Source organism: Cohaesibacter sp. CAU 1516, assembly GCF_005771485.1.
GTDB classification, from domain to species: domain Bacteria; phylum Pseudomonadota; class Alphaproteobacteria; order Rhizobiales; family Cohaesibacteraceae; genus Cohaesibacter; species Cohaesibacter intestini.
In genome coordinates this window covers 16,020-33,795 of sequence record NZ_VANT01000008.1, presented here as the reverse complement: position 1 = coordinate 33,795, position 17,776 = coordinate 16,020, and the positions used below count along the sequence as shown (strand labels likewise).

Here is a 17,776-nt window from a genome sequence, read left to right as displayed (position 1 = left end):
GCGATGACAATCAAAGGGAAGGAAAGCGCCCCCCATGACACGCCCTTCATCTGGCACGGCCACAAAGTGTTCGGGGTGACCGGTTGGAAGAATTCGGGCAAGACCACCCTCGTCACCCGCCTGATTGCCGATTTGAGTGGGCGCGGTTACCGGATTTCATCGGTCAAGCATGCCCATCATGCCTGCGACATCGACAAGCCCGGCACTGACAGCTTTCGTCACCGGGAGGCCGGATCGCGCGAGGTGGCCCTCGTCGCAGCAGGAACGCGCTGGGCTTTGATGCACGAATGCCGGGATGCCGGGGATGAGGAACCGTTCCTTGGCGACATCCTGCCGCGTTTCTCGCCCTGCGATCTGGTGGTGGTGGAGGGCTATAAGAATGAAGCCTTCCCCAAGCTCGAAGTGCGCAGGGCTGACGCCAAGGATCAGACGCCCCTCTCGCCGGACGACAATAATATCGTGGCGATTGCCAGCGAGACCATAGGTGCAATGGCCAACCCACACAATTTGCCAGAGTTTCAACTCGATCAGGTGCGTAAAATTGCGGATTTCATTATCAACAGAATGCAGCTGCCGCCGATTGGCAAATAGACGGTTCTGACCGTCAAATTGAGCAAATTGCCAAGATCGGCCTGTAATTTGTCAAATTTACCCGAATGGATGCCCTGCAAATCGCCAGTTTGCTTGTCAAATAGGCAATTTTGGTCGATGAGAGAGCAGCGCGAGACCGTGCGTCACCAGCTTGGTAGGAGCGTCTTAGACCGCTTTTCGCCCGTCCACGCTTTCGCAATCTGCTTGGCCTGATTGGCCGAACCCAAAATCGGGACTCTTACAATGAAATTCGCAAAAACCATCCTTGCTGCTGCTTCCCTTCTCGCCGCTGCCAGCCTGTCCGCACAGGCGGGTGATCCAGTCCGTATCGGTATCGACGGCGCCTACCCTCCCTTCAACCAGCTGACCTCTGACGGTAAACTGATCGGCTTTGACGTTGACATCACCAACGCGCTTTGTGCTGAGATGAAGGTCGAGTGCAAATTCGTCATGCAGGATTGGGACGGCATGATCCCGGCTGTCATGGCCGGCAAGATCGACGCCATTGTCGCGTCCATGTCGATCACCGAGGATCGCCTGAAAAAGGTCGACTTCTCCAAGAAATACTATAATACCCCATCCGCCATCGCCGTGATGAAAGATAGCGAGTTGAAGGGCGAAAGCCTTGAAGAGCTGAAAGGTTTGTCCATCGGCGCACAGGTTTCCACGACCCATGCAGACTTTGCCGAGAAGAAAATCGCAGATATCGACCTGCACCTCTATCCAACCCCGGACGAGTATAAACTCGATCTTGAATCCGGCCGCCTGGATGGTGTCGTCGATGACATCGTGGTCCTGTCCGAGTGGGTGAAATCCGAGGAAGGCGCTTGCTGCAAGATCCTGATGCCGATCAAGCCAGTGCCGGAAATTCATGGCAATGGTGCTGGTATCGCGGTCAAGAAAGGCAACAAAGAGTTGGCCGACAAGTTCAGCGCCGCCATTGCAGCTCTGCGGGCCAGTGGCAAATATCAGGAAATCAACGCCAAATATTTCGACTTTGACGTCTATGGCGGTGAATGATTGAAATCCATCAAAGCCGGGTGTCTCAGGATGCCCGGCTTTTTTGTGTCCCAAGATAGAATCTCTCCTCGGAAAGGCCGAGAAACCGTACAAAGCCTGAGACAAAAGAGCACACCATTCTGCTTAAGGAATGGGCAATCTGACGCCTTTTTGAACAGGTCCGGCAAAATAACGGATCCCCTCTTTCACCAGTTCAGCCTCGATTCCGCACATCATTCTGAAACGCCAGAACCATGCGCATTTTTCTTCCGAATTTTTGGGGAAAATGGATGGTTTTTGGCTGTGAAGCGAATTTTGGCGCATTGCCTGTTGTCAACTTGCCGAAAATAGTGGGAATATGCTGCCCACGCGGGCAACCCGCGCAATGATAGGAACCTGCAACAGGTCCAGAACGTGCCGACCATTACGACAAATTTGTTCGGATGTTGTCGCACGATGCATGAGGCAAGAGGGAGAAACCAATGCGTCTCTTGAAGAAAATCGCAATCACCGCAGCGGCTGTCATGATGGCTGCTGGTGGCGCACAGGCTGCAGACAAAGTCCGTATCGGCACCGAGGGTGCTTATCCTCCATTCAACAGCCTCACCGCTGATGGCAAGCTGGTCGGTTTCGACATCGACATGGCTGATGCCCTGTGTGAGGAAATGAAAGTCGAGTGCGAATTCGTTGTACAGGATTGGGACGGTATGATCCCAGCCCTGATCGCCAACAAATTCGACGCTATTATCGCTTCCATGTCGATCACGCCGGATCGTCTGAAGAAAGTCGACTTCTCCAAGAAATATTACAACACCCCACCAGCCTTGGCTGTGCCTAAGGATTCCAAGCTGAAAGACGCTTCCGCCGAATCCCTTAAAGGCGCGCTGATTGGTGCCCAGTCGTCCACCACGCACTCGGAATTTGCCGAAAAGAAAATGGAAGGCATCGAGCTGAAGCTGTATCCGACCGCGGACGAATATAAGCTCGACCTGCAGGCTGGCCGTCTTGATGGTGTTGTCGATGACATCATCGTGCTGTCTGACTGGCTGAAGACTGATGATGGCGCATGCTGCAAAATCCTGAGCCCGCTGAAATCTGTACCAGAAATCCACGGTGCTGGTGCAGGCATCGCGGTTCGCAAAGGCGAAACCGAGCTGGCGGACAAATTCACCGCAGCAATTGCAGCAATCCGTGCAAATGGCAAATACAAAGAAATCAACGACAAATATTTCCCATTTGACGTTTATGGCGATTGATTGAAGCCATTTTCGATCTTTTTGCCCGGCGGCTTTCCGCCGGGCTTTTAATGTAGGTAAGCAGTAGATGACGGACTATCTTGCGCTTTTGTCCTTCGGCCCGAATGGCTGGGGAGACGAGATTGCATCGGGGATCTGGATTACGGTTTCTCTGGGTTTGGCAACCCTGCCATTTGGGCTGGCATTTGGCTTTCTTCTGGCCATGGGCATAAGTGCCAAGGAACCGACGGTTAGAAACTCAGCCAAGATTTTCACCACGATTTTTCGCGGTCTGCCAGAACTTCTGACGCTGTTCATCGTCTATTATGGCGGTCAAATTCTCATCAATCTGCTGTTCCAGAAGGTTTTGGGCATTCAGGTGGAAGTGAATAGCTTCGTTGCCGGGATGATCGCCCTGTCCTTCGTCTTTGCATCCTATTCAAGCGAAGTCTTTCTGTCTGCCTTCAAGGGTATCAATCAGGGCCAGTATGAAGGGGCCAATGCGCTGGGCTTGTCATGGTACAAAACCATGCGTCTGGTCATCCTGCCGCAACTGATCAAGCTTGCCCTGCCCGGCCTGTCCAATCTGTGGCTGATCCTGCTTAAGGAAACCTCACTGGTCTCGGTCATCGGCCTTGCCGACACAATGCGCCAGACCGGGCTTGCCGCGCGCAACACCAAGGAAGCCTTCCTGTTCTTCTCACTGGCCTGTGTCATCTATCTTGTGCTGACCTTCGTATCCTCGATTGGGCTGGAGAAAATCGAGAAGCGCGTGCGTCGCGGGGAGGTTCGGACATGAAGAGCCAAGCCTATATCGCCCAGGCCATGCTCGAAGCCCGCCCCCGTCCGGCGGATGCGCGCGGTGATTTGATCACCTTGTCGCGCGCCATTGGACTCGTCTTCCTGATTTCATGGATTTTGTTTTTCGTTGGCATAGTCTGGTTCCTCTACACTTCCTACGATGCAGATTATGTTTCGCGCTATGCGCCGAAATATATCAAGGGTTTCTGGACGACGCTGGAACTGGTGATTTCCTCCCTTCTGCTCGGAGGCATCCTGTCGCTGCCGTTGGCTTATGGCCGAATGGCCAAGAACAAGCTGCTCAACAAGATCTCGTTCGGCTATATCTATTTCTTCCGTGGCACGCCCTTGCTGGCGCAGTTGTTCCTGCTCTATTACGGCTTTGGCCAGTTCCGTCATTTTTGGCAGGATATCAATATGTGGTGGCTGTTCCGCGACAGCTGGTCAATTGCGCTTCTGTCCTTCACGCTCAACACCGCTGCCTATCAGGCCGAGATTTTGCGCGGTGCAGTGATGAATGTGCCGCGTGGCCAGATCGAAGGTGCCATGAGCCTTGGTCTGCCAAGGCTCGTCACTTTCTTCAAGATCACCCTGCCACAGGCCCTGATCGTCGCGTTACGCCCCTATGGCAACGAGATCATTCTGATGGTCAAAGGCTCGGCCGTGGTGTCGATCATTTCGGTTTATGATCTGATGGGAGAGACCCGCCGTGCCTTCTCGCAAACCTATGATTTTCAGGCTTATATTTATGCCGCGATTTTCTATTTGCTGTTTGTCGAGATCATGCGGCGGCTTTGGGACATTCTGGAACATCGCCTGACCCGTCATTTGCGACGCGATGGCAGCTAGTCTCCGTTCACAGCGGGTGCAAAATTTGGGGGCTTCAGGCCCCCTCTTTTTGTCAGAATGCCATTTTATCAGTGACTTTTCGCCTGTGGCTTGCTAGAGCAACCACCTGAAACACTTCCATTCCTGATCGAATTCGAGACGACCATGCCAGACCTTCTGCTTGAGCTTTTTTCCGAAGAAATCCCGGCCCGGATGCAACGCCGCGCTGCCGAAGATTTGAAAAAACTGATCACCGGGGGTCTGGTGGATGCCGGTTTGACTTATGAGGGCGCGCGGGCCTATGCGACGCCGCGCCGTCTGGCGTTGAACATCGTTGGCCTGACCGCTGCTTCCCCGGACATTTCCGAAGAGCGCAAAGGCCCACGCGTCGGCGCACCGGAAAAAGCACTGGAAGGCTTTTTGCGCGGAGCAGGCCTTGCTTCCATCGATGAGGCAACCATCCAGTCCGATCCGAAAAAAGGCGACTTTTATGTTGCGGTGATCAACAAGCCGGGCCGCAAGGCCGAGGCCATTATCACCGATCTGGTGCCCGATGTGGTGCGCAAATTCCCTTGGCCAAAGAGCCAGAAATGGGGTCAGGCGGGCGAAGGCGCCCTGCGCTGGGTGCGTCCGCTGCATTCGATCCTTTGCAGCCTGTCGGTGGATGGCGATGTCTCCGAGGTGATCAACTTCTCGATTGAGGGCATCGAAAGCAGCAACACCACCCAAGGTCACCGGTTCCATGGCCGAGAAGATTTTGCTGTCAAACGCTTTGACGATTACGAAGCTGGCCTCAAAGAGCGCAAGGTTATTCTTGATCTGGACGAGCGCAAGGAAATCATCTTCAACGACGCCAAGACCCTCGCCTTTGCGCAAGGGCTGGAGTTGGTTGAAGATGCGGGTCTGCTCGAAGAAGTCGCTGGTTTGGTTGAATGGCCAACGGTTCTGATGGGGGCCTTTGATGAAGTGTTCCTCAACATGCCGCACGAGGTGATCCAGACCTCGATCCGCGAGCATCAGAAATGTTTCGTTCTGAAAGATGCCAAAACCGGCAAGCTGTCGAACAAGTTCATTCTGGTTTCCAACCTGATCGCAAGTGATGGTGGCGACACGATTGTGGCCGGTAACCAGAAAGTGGTTCGAGCCCGTCTGTCTGACGCCAAGTTTTTCTGGGAAACCGACCTGAAAAATGGTCTTGAGGCCCGCCTTGGTCGCCTTGACAATATGGTCTTCCATGAAAAGCTCGGCACCCAGAGCGAGCGCGTTGCCCGTCTTGTGGCTCTGTCCAAGGCTCTGGCCCCATTGGTTGGTGCAGATCCTGAGTTGGCAGCGCGTGCGGCGCAATTGGCCAAGGCCGATCTGGTCACCGACATGGTGTTTGAATTCCCTGAATTGCAGGGCCTGATGGGCCGCTACTATGCGATTGCCCAGAAGGAAGATCCATCCGTCGCCGAAGCGATCGAGCTGCATTACAAGCCGCAGGGTCCATCCGATGACGTGCCGACCAATCCGGTCGCCATCGCCGTGGCTCTGGCCGACAAGCTTGATCTGTTGACCGGCTTCTGGGCGATTGATGAAAAGCCAACCGGCTCGAAAGATCCGTTTGCCCTGCGCCGTGCTGCTCTTGGAGTGATCCGCATTCTGGAAAGCAACCAGATCCGTCTGTCGCTGCAGGACATCTTTGTGACGGCACGCGATGGCTTTGCCCAGTCCGATGACCTTCTGTCCTTCTTTGCTGATCGCCTCAGCGTTCACCTCAAAGACAAAGGCGCACGACACGATCTGCTGGATGCGGTCTTTGCCCTTGGGGATCAGGACGACATTTTGATGATTGCCAAACGGGTTGAAGCTCTTGGCTCCTTCCTGTCGAGTGATGACGGGGCTAACTTGCTGGCCGGCTATCGCCGCGCGGCCAACATTCTGCGCGCCGAAGAGAAGAAATCCGGCGAAAGCTTTGATGGCACCATCGAAGGCGCGCATTTGCACGAGGCCGAAGAGGTTGCTCTGGCCAGCGCCGTTGAAAAGGCCCGCGTAGCAGCGCAAGAAGCGGTTGCTGCGGAAGACTTTGAAGCAGCCATGACTGCGCTTGCCATCCTGCGCGAGCCAGTCGACGCCTTCTTTGAAAAGGTTCTGGTGAATGATGAGCGTGCCGATGTACGCATCAATCGCCTGCGGATGTTGACCCACATTCGCAGCACCACGCTGACGGTTGCCGATTTCTCGAAAATCGCCGGCTGAAAATCACATTGAGAGGGTGGCCCGATGCCACCCTTTTCTTTTTGGCCTCCTTGTCCCGACCTGCGAGGGATTGGCCAACCACGAGGGGAGAAGACAAATGGCAAAAGTTGCATTTCTCGGTCTGGGCGTTATGGGCTATCCGATGGCCGCGCACTTGAAAAACAAAGGCGGCCATGAGGTCACCGTTTACAACCGCACCACCGCCAAGGCGGAAAAATGGGTGGCCGAGCATGGCGGCGCTTTCGCTGCAACCCCGGCAGAAGCCGCCAAAGGCGCAGACTTCGTCTTTTGCTGCGTTGGCAATGACGATGATTTGCGCGAAGTGACCATTGGCGATGACGGTGCCTTTGCCACGATGGCAGAAGGCTCGATCTTCATCGACAACACCACCGCCAGCGCCCAAGTGGCCCGCGAATTGTTCGAAGTTGCCGATGCCCAAGGGGTCGGCTTCATCGATGCCCCGGTATCTGGCGGCCAGGCAGGTGCGGAAAACGGCGTCCTCACCGTGATGTGTGGCGGCGACGAGGCGGTGTTTGCCAAAGCCAAGCCAGTGATCGAGTGCTATGCCCGGATGGTTGGCTTGATGGGGCCGGTTGGCGCAGGTCAGTTGACGAAGATGGTCAACCAAATCTGTATTGCCGGTCTGGTTCAGGGCCTGTCGGAAGGCGTACATTTCGCCAAACAGGCAGGGCTTGATGTCGACGCTGTGGTCGATGTGATCTCCAAGGGCGCGGCTGGCTCATGGCAGATGGAAAACCGCGCCTCAAACATGGCGGCAGGCAAATTTGACTATGGCTTTGCGGTCGACTGGATGCGCAAGGATCTGTCCATCGTGCTCGATGAAGCGCGCGCCAATGGCGCTCATCTTCCTGTTACCTCGATTGTCGATCAATTCTACAGCCAAGTGCAGGCGCAGGGCGGCAATCGCTGGGATACCTCCTCGCTGATCACCCTGCTCGACAAGAAGTAAGGTTTGAAGGCGATAGCGCAGCCGCCCTGCTCTTTAGGGCGATAGGCTTTGCTCGCTGCGCTCACGCCTATCTTGTCGCGGCAATCGCTGGGACACCTCCTCGCTGATCACCCTGCTCGACAAGAAGTAAGCTTTGAAGGCGATAGCGCAGCCGCCCTGCTCTTTAGGGCGATAGGCTTTGCTCGCTGCGCTCACGCCTATCTTGTCGCGGCAATCGCTGGGATACCTCCTCGCTGATCACCCTGCTCGACAAGAAGTAAGCTTTGAAGGCGGCTATGCAAAAGAAAACCCGCGCTCGGATAGCGCGGGTTTTTCTTTTTGCTGAGGATCCTGTCTTGTGTCGCAAGAAGGTCAGAGGATGCGATCAGCGTGTCTCTTTTTCCGGCAGATAATTCAGCGGCAAGGCCGTGGTGTATTTGATCTGTTCCATAGCAAATGTAGTGGAAATATCGCCCACTTCAATGCGTGAGATGAGTTTTTTGTAGAAGGTATCGTAGGAATCGATGTCAGGCACCACCACGCGAAGCAGATAATCGACCTGCCCGGCCATGCGGTAAAACTCCACCACTTCTGGAAAATCGCGAATGACATCGGCAAAACGCTTCAACCAGTCGGCGGAATGTTCGTTGGTAGTAACCGCGACGAAGGCGGTCACTTTTGCATTGACTTTTTCGGGGTCAAGCAGCACGACACGGCCCGTGATAACCCCCTCTTCCTCCATCTTCTGGATGCGGCGCCAGCAAGGAGTCGTCGACAGGCCTACACGCCGCCCAATCTCGGCAACGGGCATGGTGGCGTCTTCCTGCAAAATTTGAAGAATACGGCGATCCAAACGGTCTAGCATGGAGGGATTTCCCTAGTCGAAGCGTGTGATCCAGTCGGTGAGCGCGACGCGATCATGTGCAAAAAATTTCTTTTCATTGTAGCTGAGCAGGAATTTAGAGCAAGTTCATTCTACTTTCAAGCAGTGCTCGCACATGAGATACCTCACCTTTTTGTGAAGACCATCGACCTTAGTAAATCATTTCATACACTTCAGGACAAAAATTTAGCAACCTCCGCCCGCAAAACAGGCAGAATTTCCGCCTCGAACCATGGATTGCGCTTTAACCATCCTGTGTTACGCCAGGAGGGATGGGGCAAGGGCAGATAATTTGGAACCGTGTCTTCCTGCCAATAGGTCAATGCCTTTCGCACGGTTTCGGTCAAATTCGCCTCGCGCCTATCGCCCAAATGATAGCGTTGGGCATATTGACCAATCACCAAAACCAGACTGACCTGTGGCATGGCTCGGAATATCTGGTCATGCCATTGGGTCTGGCATTCCTTGCGCGGTGGCAGATCGCCTCCCTTTGCATCATTGCCGGGAAAGCAAAAGCCCATCGGAACGATGGCAATGCGGCTTTGATCATAAAAAACTTCGCGATCCACACCCATCCAGTCCCGTAACCGGTCACCAGATGGGTCATTGAAGGGTGTGCCAGTCTGATGAACCAAATTGCCGGGGGCTTGCCCGGCAATGCAGATGCGTGCGGTTGCGGACAGACGAACAACCGGACGCGGTTCGTGGGGCAAGGCCCGCCCCGTTGGACTATCGCGACAAAGTCGACAGGCGGCAATCTGCTCGTTCAAAGTGTGAATGGTGCTCTCTGCGTCACGCAACTGTTAACTTTCCTTCCAAGATGTCAGCATTTTACGGCTCTGTCTGGTGCTCGCCCTCCCCTAAAGTGCTGAAACAAGGCAGATATCCAGCCAGAACGAATTTTAGCCTTTTCCGATTTTACCATTCATTAACCACCTTCATCAGCGGCTTTTTAAGACAATATTGCGAGAATACCGAGAAAATTACGTCACGTTCGTTTAGGGGACATCAACCATGGCCGGTGGGAACACCAGCAAACGGTCGAAAAAGGATGCGGATGGCAGCAGCGCGCGGGCGGCGCGTCGGCGTGCTGTTTTGCGCACGGTGCACGATGTCCGCGAACAGCTGAACAGCGAAGGAGGCTATCGCCCCTCCTTCCGCCATGAATTGCTGATGATGTATGCGCAGAACCGCACCTCAGCTCACATGGCGGTACCGATGCTGTTGCTGACAGTCGGTGCGATTTCCACGCTCTGGGCGGACCCGGCTCATTCCCTGCTGTGGATCCTTGCCGCTTTGCTCACCCATGCCATGATGTATGTGATCGCCCGGCGGTTTGAAAAACTCTCGGCTGATGACGTTGATCTGGAGAGCTGGAACAAGCGTTTTCTGCTCTGGGAGGGTGTATCGGGACTGGTCTGGGCCAGCATCTTGGTGCTGCCTACCACCAAAGATGCCGCCTATCTGGCGGAATATCACTTTGCCATCATGCTGGTCGTCGTTGCGATGACGACGATGCTGTCCTTCTCCATTCCGGCGGCAGTCTGGGTCGGAGCCTTGCCGATTTCTGTGTTTATCGTGTTTGAGGCATCGGTCAATGTGGAGGTGGTCGACACGACCCTGTCGCTGATGTCGATCGGGGCAATGGTGTTCTTTCTCAGCCTGTCAAAACGGCTATATAGCTCGACGCTGGCGATGCTGAATTTCCGGATGGAAAAGGATTTCCTGATCACCGAATTGGAACAGGCCAAGGCCGTTTCGGACGAATCCCGCCGTCAGGCAGAAGAGGCCAACACGGCAAAAAGCCGGTTCCTTGCGACCATGAGCCATGAGTTGCGCACGCCTTTGAATGCCATTCTCGGCTTTTCAGAAATCATGCAGAATGAGGTGCTGGGGCCACTACCAAATGAAAAATATAAGGAATATGTCGGTGACATTCATTCCTCTGGCTCACATCTCCTTAACTTGATCAACGAGATCCTCGATCTGTCGCGCATTGAGGCGGGGCGGTACAAGCTCAACGAGGAAGCCGTTACGCTTGCCTATGTCGCGGAAGACTGTGAAAACCTGCTGCGCCTGCGGGCCCGGGCCAAGGACATCACGATCAAACTCGACATCAAGAGCAGCCTGCCGAAAGTCTGGGCCGATGAGCGGGCAATCCGTCAGATCACGCTCAATCTGTTGACCAATGCGGTCAAGTTCACTCCCAAAGGCGGCACCATCGTCCTGTCGGTTCACGCCTCCGAAGAAGGTGGACAATATATTTCGGTTGAAGACAATGGTCCGGGGATTCCGGAAGAGGAAATCTCGACCGTTCTGAGTGCCTTCGGGCAAGGCACGGCAGCGATCCAAAGTGCGGAAGAAGGCTCAGGTCTTGGTCTTTCCATTGTTCAGGCTCTGGTCGAGATGCATGATGGCAGCTTTGATCTCAAGTCTGTCCTGCGCAAAGGCACCAAGGTGACGGCAACCTTCCCGCCTGCCCGCGTGATGGATGTCACGCCACCGGCCACAAAGCGCCCACGCATCCAGCTCAAACGCACTGGATAGACATCACAGAGCCCTATCCTGAAGACCGCACAAAAAAGCCGGGCATGCGCCCGGCTTTTCCAATTTGATCGGCAATCACGATCGCGCCTCATCAATCAGACTGGCTCGGGTGCATCCACGCCGGTCTGATCGAAGGTCGCCATGCCCGTATGCAGATTGCATGCGGTTTTGACAATGTTGGCTGCGATGGCAGCCCCGGTGCCCTCACCCAGACGCAGACCAAGATCCAGCAGAGCAGTCTTGCCCATCATGTTAAGCGCGTTGCGATGCGCACCTTCGGCAGAGGCATGGGAGAAGATACAGTGATCAAGGGCTGTCGGATCAAGCTTGTAGAGCACAGCCACAGCAGCGGTGGTGTTGAACCCATCAACGATGACCGGGATATTTTGATAGCGCGCAGCAATCACCGCACCAACCATGGCAGCGAACTCGCGACCACCCAGACGGCGCAGCACTTCAAGCGGTTTGTCGAGATAATCCTTATGGGTTTCCAGCGCCTTGTTGACGGCATCAATCTTGCGCTGCACACCCTCATCATCAACGCCAGAACCACGACCAACCCAGTCTTCACCCGTACCGCCGAACAGACCCGCAAACAAAGCGGCGGAAATGGTGGTGTTGCCAATGCCCATTTCGCCAAGGCAGATCAGGTCAGGACCGTCAGCAGCCGATTCCATGCCATAAGCAATGGTGGCAGCGCAGTCTCTTTCGCTCAATGCAGGCTCAACGGTGATGTCGCCGGATGGATGATCCAGCGCCAGATCATAGACTTTCAGGCCGATATCATTGGTCAGGCAGATCTGGTTGATGCCAGCACCGCCAGAGGAGAATGCCTGTACCATCAGTTGGTTGAGTTCCACAGGGAAAGCAGAGACATTGTGTTTGTTGACACCATGGTTGCCAGCAAAGACAGCAACAAGCGGACGATTGATGGCTGGCTCTGCATTGCGCTGCCAAACGGCAGTCCATTCCGCCAAGTCTTCAAGACGCCCCAATGCACCAAGCGGCTTGGTCAGAATATCGTTGCGCGCGCGCACCTTTGCACGCACGTCTTCATCGGCCGGAGGCATTTTCTGCACAAGGTCGAGAATGTCGTCAAATGGGAGTCCAGAAGCGGAAGCCGTCATTGGTTCACCTTTTTCGCCAGATAAAGGTCGCCATGCACAGCAACCTTTGGCACTACTTGATTTGTGATGACAAAATTTGGTCTTTTGATTACAGCGGTTGTGATGGACTAGTTTGTTGGGAGCAATTGTCGCATCGAAGCCAAAGCTATGCGCCTTAGTCAAAAGCTACGTCGAAGATATACTGATAACTGCCATCAGGGGCAACTGGACAAAAGCCCCTGCGTCACGAAAAGAGGATTGTAATGTCTGACAATGGAAAGCCCGACGCAGCTGACACACCCACTCAAAAGGGGCCTCTTTCGATTTTGAAGGATTGGCGGCAGGATATCGTTGATTGCATCGCTTTCTTTTCCCGACTGCCAGTGCCGCCGATTCTCGGCAAGGTGTCCGAAGGCATGCCAGACTTGCCGCGCTCTACTCGAGCCATGCCGATTGTCGGCCTTTTTCTCGGTCTCGTGGCAATGGTGCCCGCTACCCTGTTTGATGCGCTGACCTTTACCGCACCTCTGCCAGCGATGTTGCTGGCGGTTATGACCATAGCAACGATGGCCATCATTACCGGAGGTCTGCATGAGGATGGTTTTGCCGATGTGGCAGACGGCTTTTGGGGCGGGCATACCAAGGAACGCAAGCTTGAAATCATGAAGGACAGCCGGCTTGGAGCCTATGGAGCGATTGCATTGTCCTTTTCGCTTCTGCTTCGGATTTCGATTCTGTCCTACTTGTTCGAGAATTACGGCGTGCAGGTCGGAGGCATTGCCTATCTGGCGTCCTGTGTGGTGTCGCGCGTGCCGATTCTCCATGTCTGGTACACGCTGCCTGCTGCTCGTACCAACGGCATCTCAGCCAGCATCGGCCAGCCCAACACCCAATCCTACGCCATCGGAATCGCTCTGGGAGCGATCGCCACCGCCTTTTGTATCGTTCCCCATTTCGGTCTTTTGTCAGCCTTGTCAGCTTTCACGATGGTCGTCTTGTCAGCCTTGCTGGTCGTCCGGACAGCGCGCAAGCATATTGACGGCCAGACCGGGGATGTGCTGGGTTCTTCGCAGCAATTGGGAGAAATTGCCTTTGGTATCGGCTTATTGCTCTTTGCGTCTGCCGCATAGCAGCCCCATCAATTCAGCGTGAGCGGGCAAAACATAATAAAATCAATAATTTACCACAATTCAAGACATCTTGCCGCAGCGAAGATACTAATGCTTATCCAGAACCTCGCCTTGTGACCCAATTGACGTATACGTCTGATCGGGCGTAAGTTCGAGCTGCAGCAAAATCAGTTTAACGTTGCAATATGCTGTTGTTGGAGCATCGACATGGCCACCAAATCACCATGCATCAAAGTATGCACCATAGAGAGGCACAGCGGCCTTTGTTATGGCTGTGCGCGCAGCATGGAAGAAATCCGTGAATGGGGCCGTATGACCGACGAACAGCGCGAACAGGTGCAGTCCGAAATTGAAGAACGACTGTTGGTGCATTTTGGTGTCAGCCGCGTTCGCAAATCCAGCTAACCCAGAGACTCTATCTATCATTCCTGAAGATCCTCATTCGCTGCGCTCTGCCCATTTTTCCCTTTTTCTGTTTGTTATCCCGCGTGCCGATGGTGTTCGCGTCTAGCAGGCCTTTGACTTGTCGCATTTGCGACCCATATCTTCGATAGGCAAAGTTCCAAGGGAGAATGCGCGATGTTTTATGTCCTGCTGGGGATTATAGCGACGGCAGTCGCGCTGTTGATGTTCAACCACGATCAGGGCCAGCTGTTCGGTTATCCTCTTGAGATGGTTGCCAGCATCACGCTGACCGGTTCACTGCTGCTCTATCTGTTGTCTGGTGGACGAACAAGACGCTCGGGCCTGTTTGAGAACCTCAAGCAAGCTGCCATCTGGTTGTTGATCGGTTTCGCACTCGTGCTGGGCTACAGCTTCAAGGACGATGCCAAGATGCTGGTCGAGCGGGTCAAGGGAGAACTGATCCCCGGTGTCGCAATGGTATCCGAGGGGGGCGATGTCACGTTCCGCCGGACCGACAATGGGCATTTCCGGGTTCTGGCCTTGGTGAATGGTGCATCGTTACCGATGATCGTCGATACAGGCGCCAGCGCGGTTGTACTCACCTATGAAGATGCAGAAAAAGCCGGAATCCCGATCAGCGAGTTGCAATTTTCATCACCAGTCAACACCGCCAATGGCCAAACCCATGCTGCTCGCATTTGGCTCAATAATATCAGCATCGGCGGCATCAGCGAAGCCCGTGTGCCCGCCATGGTGGCCCAAAAGGGCGATCTGTTCCAGAGCCTGCTGGGCATGACCTATCTGGACCGTCTGAGCGGCTGGTCCGTTCAGGGCGACCGTTTGACGATGCGCCCCTGATCTTTCTCACTCGGCGGTTCTAGCTGCCATTCAGCGCCAAAAAGAAACGAATGGCAACGATGATCAGAAACAGGCCGAAAATCCGGGACAGGACAGTCTTGGGCAAGGCATGGGCAATCTTCACGCCCAAAGGCGCGATCAGAATGGTGATCGGAATGATCAGCCCGACGGCCAGCAGATTGACGAAACCAAGCGAGAAGTCAGGCAACCCGGCCTTGTCCCAACCGGCCCACATATAACCGATGGCGCCGGGAATGGAAATCAGCACGCCAACGCCGGAGCTTGTGGCTACCGCCTGATGGATCGGACGATTGAACAGGGTCATGAAGGTGTTGTTCATCACCCCGCCGCCAATGCCCATCAGGGACGAAAAGAACCCGATGATCACGCCCGCGATACTACGGCCTTTTGTGCTAGGCAAATCGTCGGCCAGACGCCAACTCTCCTTGCCGAACAGCATCTTGAACGCGACGACGAGCGCGATGACCGCAAACACAGCTTTCAGCCCGTTGGCCGAGATATAAGCGGCAAGAAGCGCACCGAACAGCACCCCAAGAGGCACAAAGATCATGTAGTTGCGCAGCAATTCCTGATCGACCGCCCCCCGCTTCTTGTGTGAGAGATACGACCTCAGAGAGGTCGGCACGATCACAGCAAGAGACGTGCCGACGGAGAGATGCATTCGCACCGCTTCATCGACTTCCAAAATGCCAAGAAACTGATAAAGCACGGGCACCAGAACGGCGCCGCCCCCGATTCCGAAGACGCCTGCCAACAGACCGGCAACGGCTCCCGCCCCCATCAGGGAGATGGCAAGTGTTACGAGTGTCGGATCCAGTGATTGCAGCATTGAACATTTCCCCCAGACTTTCCATATCACGCCGGATCGACGATCCGGGAGAAACGGTCATTCTTGTTTTGTGCCATCTTTTTTGACCATGAAAAGCCATCCGGTCAAGACCGGAATGGTCCGCACCCTGATATGCTTTGGTCCATGATGGCGCATGGCCTAGCTGACTTCGGCCAAAGCGTCGAGCAGCACTTGTGATGTTGCATCGGGCTTGACACTTTCGATGGTCAGGATCTGCCGCCAGCGCCGAGCGCCGGGTCGTCCGGCAAACAGGCCAAGCATGTGACGCACCACCTGATTGACGCGCCCACCATTCGCAACATGGGCATCAATGTAAGGAACCATGGCTTGCACGGCAGAAACCAAGTCGACCGTCTCCTTGGCCCCGAACAGACGCCTGTCCACATCGGCCAGCAAAGCAGGATTGTGATAGGCCGCACGCCCCAGCATCACCCCGTCCAGTTGCTCGAACAAGGGCTGCGCATCATCAAGGGTCTGAAGGCCACCATTGATGGCGATATGAACCTGCGGCAGTCGCTGTTTCAAGCGCAGCACACGATCATAATTGAGCGGGGGGATGTCGCGATTTTCCTTCGGGCTCAGCCCTTGGAGCCAGGCTTTGCGGGCATGAACCGTGAAGCCATCCGCCCCTGCGGCCAAAGTCAGATCCACCAATCGATCAAGAGCTTGTTCTTCATCCTGCTTGTCGACCCCAATTCGGCACTTGACCGTGACGGGGAGATCCGTCGCGCCCTTCATTGCCTCAACGCAACGGGCAACGAGGTCCGGCTCTTCCATCAGGCAGGCACCGAAGCGCCCCGATTGGACTCGGTCGGATGGACAGCCGACATTGAGGTTGATCTCATCATAGCCCCAGTCAGCACAAATCCGGGTTGCCTCAGCCAGTTCCTGCGGGTCGGAGCCCCCCAATTGCACCGCAACCGGATGTTCCTGATCATCAAAGCCAAGCAGCCGCTGGCGATCTCCATGGATGACCGCAGGCGTTGTCACCATCTCGGTATATAGCAAGGCAGACTTGGACAATTGCCGATGAAAATAGCGGCAGCGCCTATCCGTCCACTCCATCATGGGCGCGACAGAGAAGACCTTGGTCATTGTTTCATATTGTTTTTTCATATTTTCCAATGACTTACAAAGCCTTTTCTGTCGAAAATTCAGAGGCGATTTGATGCGATTTCAGCCTATTCAAGGCGATTTTCGCTCATGTTGTACCGTTTTGACGGCACTGAAATGGATGTTGTACCATGGGCACCATATCGGAACGAAAACGCAAAAACGGAACCACCGCTTTTCTCGCGCAGATCGTCATAAAGCGAGATGGTAAAATTGTCCACCGGGAGAACAAAACATTTGATCGCAGGGCCATTGCAGAAAAATGGTTGGTCCGTCGTGAAGCGGATCTGGCAAAGCCGAATGCTCTGCATGAGCAACCCGGCAAGACCTTAGCCGATTCGATCGACAAATATGTTCGCACCAGTCAGAAGGCGATCGGGCGCACCAAGACCCAAGTCTTGAACACCATCAAAAATGAATATGACATCGCCTCGATGCGTTGCGACGAGATCGACAGTCAGGCGCTTGTGGCTTTCGCAGAAGAGCTCAGCAAGCGCGTTTCGCCTCAGACCGCTCAAAACTATATGTCGCACTTAGGGGCCATCTTCTCGATCGCCCGTCCTGCCTGGGGCATGCCACTTGACAAGCAAGCCCATGCGGACGCCATGGCGGTCACTAAGCGGCTCGGCTTGACTGGCAGAGCTGCCAATCGGGAGCGCAGACCAACGCTCCAAGAGCTGGACGCCCTGATCGACCACTTCATCCAGAAAGCCAAATACCGCAAACAGAGCATCCCCATGGAAGTGATCATTCCCTTTGCGCTCTTCTCGACAAGGCGGCAGGAAGAAATCTGCACCATCCTGTGGGATGATCTGGACAAGGAAGGTAAGCGCATTTTGGTGCGCGACATGAAAAATCCGGGTGAGAAGATCGGCAACAATGTCTGGTGCGACCTGCCAGACCCGTGCCTTGCCATCATCGAAACCCAGACCAAAACCGCTCCGCAAATCTTTCCCTATAATCATCGATCCATCAGCGCCGCCTACACGCGGGCCTGCAAGTTTCTAGAGATCAAGGATCTGCGGTTTCACGACCTACGCCACGAAGGCACCAGCCGCCTGTTCGAAATGGGCTACAGCATCCCCCACGCTGCAGCCGTTACAGGGCATCGTTCTTGGTCCAGCTTGAAGCGGTATACGCATATTCGGCAGGTGGGTGATAAGTATGAGGGATGGAAGGGATGTCTTTGATTGGAGTGGCCGAGGCGCGCTACTCAACTACA

At 54.7% G+C, this 17,776-nt stretch carries 17 protein-coding genes; 12 read left to right on the top strand and 5 right to left on the bottom strand.

Annotated features, from left to right (window positions below; translation table 11 throughout):
- The first annotated feature begins 3 nt into the window (after positions 1-3).
- The 7 genes from mobB to FDK21_RS17415 all read left to right on the top strand — a co-directional run bounded on the left by mobB (position 4) and on the right by FDK21_RS17415 (position 7,662).
- Positions 4-591, top strand: a complete 588-nt coding sequence (gene mobB / locus FDK21_RS17445) for a molybdopterin-guanine dinucleotide biosynthesis protein B (RefSeq protein ID WP_138150262.1) — start codon at positions 4-6, stop codon at positions 589-591.
- Between the two features lie 243 nt (positions 592-834).
- Positions 835-1,611 (top strand): transporter substrate-binding domain-containing protein, encoded by a 777-nt coding sequence (locus FDK21_RS17440; protein WP_138150260.1) that lies wholly within the window; start codon positions 835-837, stop codon positions 1,609-1,611.
- A gap of 461 nt (positions 1,612-2,072) precedes the next feature.
- Positions 2,073-2,846: an ABC transporter substrate-binding protein gene (locus FDK21_RS17435; protein ID WP_114010278.1), complete on the top strand. Its 774-nt coding sequence runs from the start codon at positions 2,073-2,075 to the stop codon at positions 2,844-2,846.
- 67 nt (positions 2,847-2,913) lie between these two features.
- Positions 2,914-3,624, top strand: a complete 711-nt coding sequence (locus FDK21_RS17430) for an ABC transporter permease (RefSeq protein ID WP_138150258.1) — start codon at positions 2,914-2,916, stop codon at positions 3,622-3,624.
- Complete coding sequence (locus FDK21_RS17425) at positions 3,621-4,475, top strand: ABC transporter permease (RefSeq protein ID WP_138150256.1); 855 nt, start codon at positions 3,621-3,623, stop codon at positions 4,473-4,475. The genes FDK21_RS17430 and FDK21_RS17425 overlap by 4 nt, the downstream gene beginning before the upstream one ends.
- A 144-nt stretch (positions 4,476-4,619) precedes the next feature.
- Complete coding sequence (gene glyS / locus FDK21_RS17420; protein WP_138150254.1) at positions 4,620-6,692, top strand: glycine--tRNA ligase subunit beta; 2,073 nt, start codon at positions 4,620-4,622, stop codon at positions 6,690-6,692.
- A 97-nt stretch (positions 6,693-6,789) separates the two neighbouring features.
- Positions 6,790-7,662, top strand: a complete 873-nt coding sequence (locus FDK21_RS17415) for an NAD(P)-dependent oxidoreductase (protein WP_138150252.1) — start codon at positions 6,790-6,792, stop codon at positions 7,660-7,662.
- A 364-nt stretch (positions 7,663-8,026) separates the two neighbouring features.
- Here FDK21_RS17415 and FDK21_RS17410 read toward each other — a convergent pair whose 3' ends face one another.
- Positions 8,027-8,506 carry an Lrp/AsnC family transcriptional regulator gene (locus FDK21_RS17410; protein ID WP_114010273.1) on the bottom strand — a complete coding sequence of 160 codons (480 nt, stop codon included), beginning with the start codon at positions 8,504-8,506 and terminating at the stop codon, positions 8,027-8,029.
- A 191-nt stretch (positions 8,507-8,697) separates the two neighbouring features.
- Positions 8,698-9,324 carry a uracil-DNA glycosylase family protein gene (locus FDK21_RS17405; protein ID WP_138150250.1) on the bottom strand — a complete coding sequence of 209 codons (627 nt, stop codon included), beginning with the start codon at positions 9,322-9,324 and terminating at the stop codon, positions 8,698-8,700.
- A 214-nt stretch (positions 9,325-9,538) separates the two neighbouring features.
- Between FDK21_RS17405 and FDK21_RS17400 the strand changes: the two genes are divergently transcribed.
- On the top strand, positions 9,539-11,071 hold the full coding sequence (locus FDK21_RS17400) for a HAMP domain-containing sensor histidine kinase (protein WP_138150248.1): 1,533 nt from the start codon (positions 9,539-9,541) through the stop codon (positions 11,069-11,071).
- 95 nt (positions 11,072-11,166) lie between these two features.
- Here FDK21_RS17400 and cobT read toward each other — a convergent pair whose 3' ends face one another.
- Positions 11,167-12,198: a nicotinate-nucleotide--dimethylbenzimidazole phosphoribosyltransferase gene (cobT, locus tag FDK21_RS17395; protein ID WP_114010270.1), complete on the bottom strand. Its 1,032-nt coding sequence runs from the start codon at positions 12,196-12,198 to the stop codon at positions 11,167-11,169.
- A gap of 242 nt (positions 12,199-12,440) precedes the next feature.
- Here cobT and cobS point away from each other — a divergent pair, with 242 nt between their 5' ends.
- The 3 genes from cobS to FDK21_RS17380 all read left to right on the top strand — a co-directional run bounded on the left by cobS (position 12,441) and on the right by FDK21_RS17380 (position 14,570).
- On the top strand, positions 12,441-13,307 hold the full coding sequence (gene cobS / locus FDK21_RS17390) for an adenosylcobinamide-GDP ribazoletransferase (RefSeq protein ID WP_138150247.1): 867 nt from the start codon (positions 12,441-12,443) through the stop codon (positions 13,305-13,307).
- 207 nt (positions 13,308-13,514) lie between these two features.
- The gene (locus FDK21_RS17385) at positions 13,515-13,712 is read left to right on the top strand and encodes a DUF1289 domain-containing protein (RefSeq protein WP_114010268.1); all 198 of its coding nucleotides are present in this window, start codon (positions 13,515-13,517) and stop codon (positions 13,710-13,712) included.
- 174 nt (positions 13,713-13,886) lie between these two features.
- On the top strand, positions 13,887-14,570 hold the full coding sequence (locus FDK21_RS17380; RefSeq protein WP_114010267.1) for a TIGR02281 family clan AA aspartic protease: 684 nt from the start codon (positions 13,887-13,889) through the stop codon (positions 14,568-14,570).
- Positions 14,571-14,589: 19 nt separating this feature from the next.
- Here FDK21_RS17380 and FDK21_RS17375 read toward each other — a convergent pair whose 3' ends face one another.
- Together FDK21_RS17375 and dusA are read right to left on the bottom strand one after the other, a co-directional pair.
- Positions 14,590-15,420 carry a sulfite exporter TauE/SafE family protein gene (locus tag FDK21_RS17375; RefSeq protein WP_138150245.1) on the bottom strand — a complete coding sequence of 277 codons (831 nt, stop codon included), beginning with the start codon at positions 15,418-15,420 and terminating at the stop codon, positions 14,590-14,592.
- Between the two features lie 159 nt (positions 15,421-15,579).
- Entirely contained in the window at positions 15,580-16,557 is a 978-nt protein-coding gene (gene dusA, locus FDK21_RS17370) for a tRNA dihydrouridine(20/20a) synthase DusA (protein WP_138150243.1), read from the bottom strand.
- A 128-nt stretch (positions 16,558-16,685) separates the two neighbouring features.
- On the opposite strand from dusA, the gene FDK21_RS17365 reads away from it, so the two are divergent.
- Positions 16,686-17,744 (top strand): site-specific integrase, encoded by a 1,059-nt coding sequence (locus FDK21_RS17365; RefSeq protein ID WP_138150241.1) that lies wholly within the window; start codon positions 16,686-16,688, stop codon positions 17,742-17,744.
- The last annotated feature ends 32 nt before the right edge of the window (positions 17,745-17,776 follow it).

Bases quoted from the DNA above. Each gene is read 5' to 3' on its own strand.
- mobB (WP_138150262.1), top strand. From the start codon at position 4: ATGACAATCAAAGGGAAGGAAAGCGCCCCCCATGACACGCCCTTCATC.
- FDK21_RS17440 (WP_138150260.1), top strand. From the start codon at position 835: ATGAAATTCGCAAAAACCATCCTTGCTGCTGCTTCCCTTCTCGCCGCT.
- FDK21_RS17435 (WP_114010278.1), top strand. From the start codon at position 2,073: ATGCGTCTCTTGAAGAAAATCGCAATCACCGCAGCGGCTGTCATGATG.
- FDK21_RS17430 (WP_138150258.1), top strand. From the start codon at position 2,914: ATGACGGACTATCTTGCGCTTTTGTCCTTCGGCCCGAATGGCTGGGGA.
- FDK21_RS17425 (WP_138150256.1), top strand. From the start codon at position 3,621: ATGAAGAGCCAAGCCTATATCGCCCAGGCCATGCTCGAAGCCCGCCCC.
- glyS (WP_138150254.1), top strand. From the start codon at position 4,620: ATGCCAGACCTTCTGCTTGAGCTTTTTTCCGAAGAAATCCCGGCCCGG.
- FDK21_RS17415 (WP_138150252.1), top strand. From the start codon at position 6,790: ATGGCAAAAGTTGCATTTCTCGGTCTGGGCGTTATGGGCTATCCGATG.
- FDK21_RS17410 (WP_114010273.1), bottom strand. From the start codon at position 8,506: ATGCTAGACCGTTTGGATCGCCGTATTCTTCAAATTTTGCAGGAAGAC.
- FDK21_RS17400 (WP_138150248.1), top strand. From the start codon at position 9,539: ATGGCCGGTGGGAACACCAGCAAACGGTCGAAAAAGGATGCGGATGGC.
- cobT (WP_114010270.1), bottom strand. From the start codon at position 12,198: ATGACGGCTTCCGCTTCTGGACTCCCATTTGACGACATTCTCGACCTT.
- cobS (WP_138150247.1), top strand. From the start codon at position 12,441: ATGTCTGACAATGGAAAGCCCGACGCAGCTGACACACCCACTCAAAAG.
- FDK21_RS17385 (WP_114010268.1), top strand. From the start codon at position 13,515: ATGGCCACCAAATCACCATGCATCAAAGTATGCACCATAGAGAGGCAC.
- FDK21_RS17380 (WP_114010267.1), top strand. From the start codon at position 13,887: ATGTTTTATGTCCTGCTGGGGATTATAGCGACGGCAGTCGCGCTGTTG.
- FDK21_RS17375 (WP_138150245.1), bottom strand. From the start codon at position 15,420: ATGCTGCAATCACTGGATCCGACACTCGTAACACTTGCCATCTCCCTG.
- dusA (WP_138150243.1), bottom strand. From the start codon at position 16,557: ATGAAAAAACAATATGAAACAATGACCAAGGTCTTCTCTGTCGCGCCC.
- FDK21_RS17365 (WP_138150241.1), top strand. From the start codon at position 16,686: ATGGGCACCATATCGGAACGAAAACGCAAAAACGGAACCACCGCTTTT.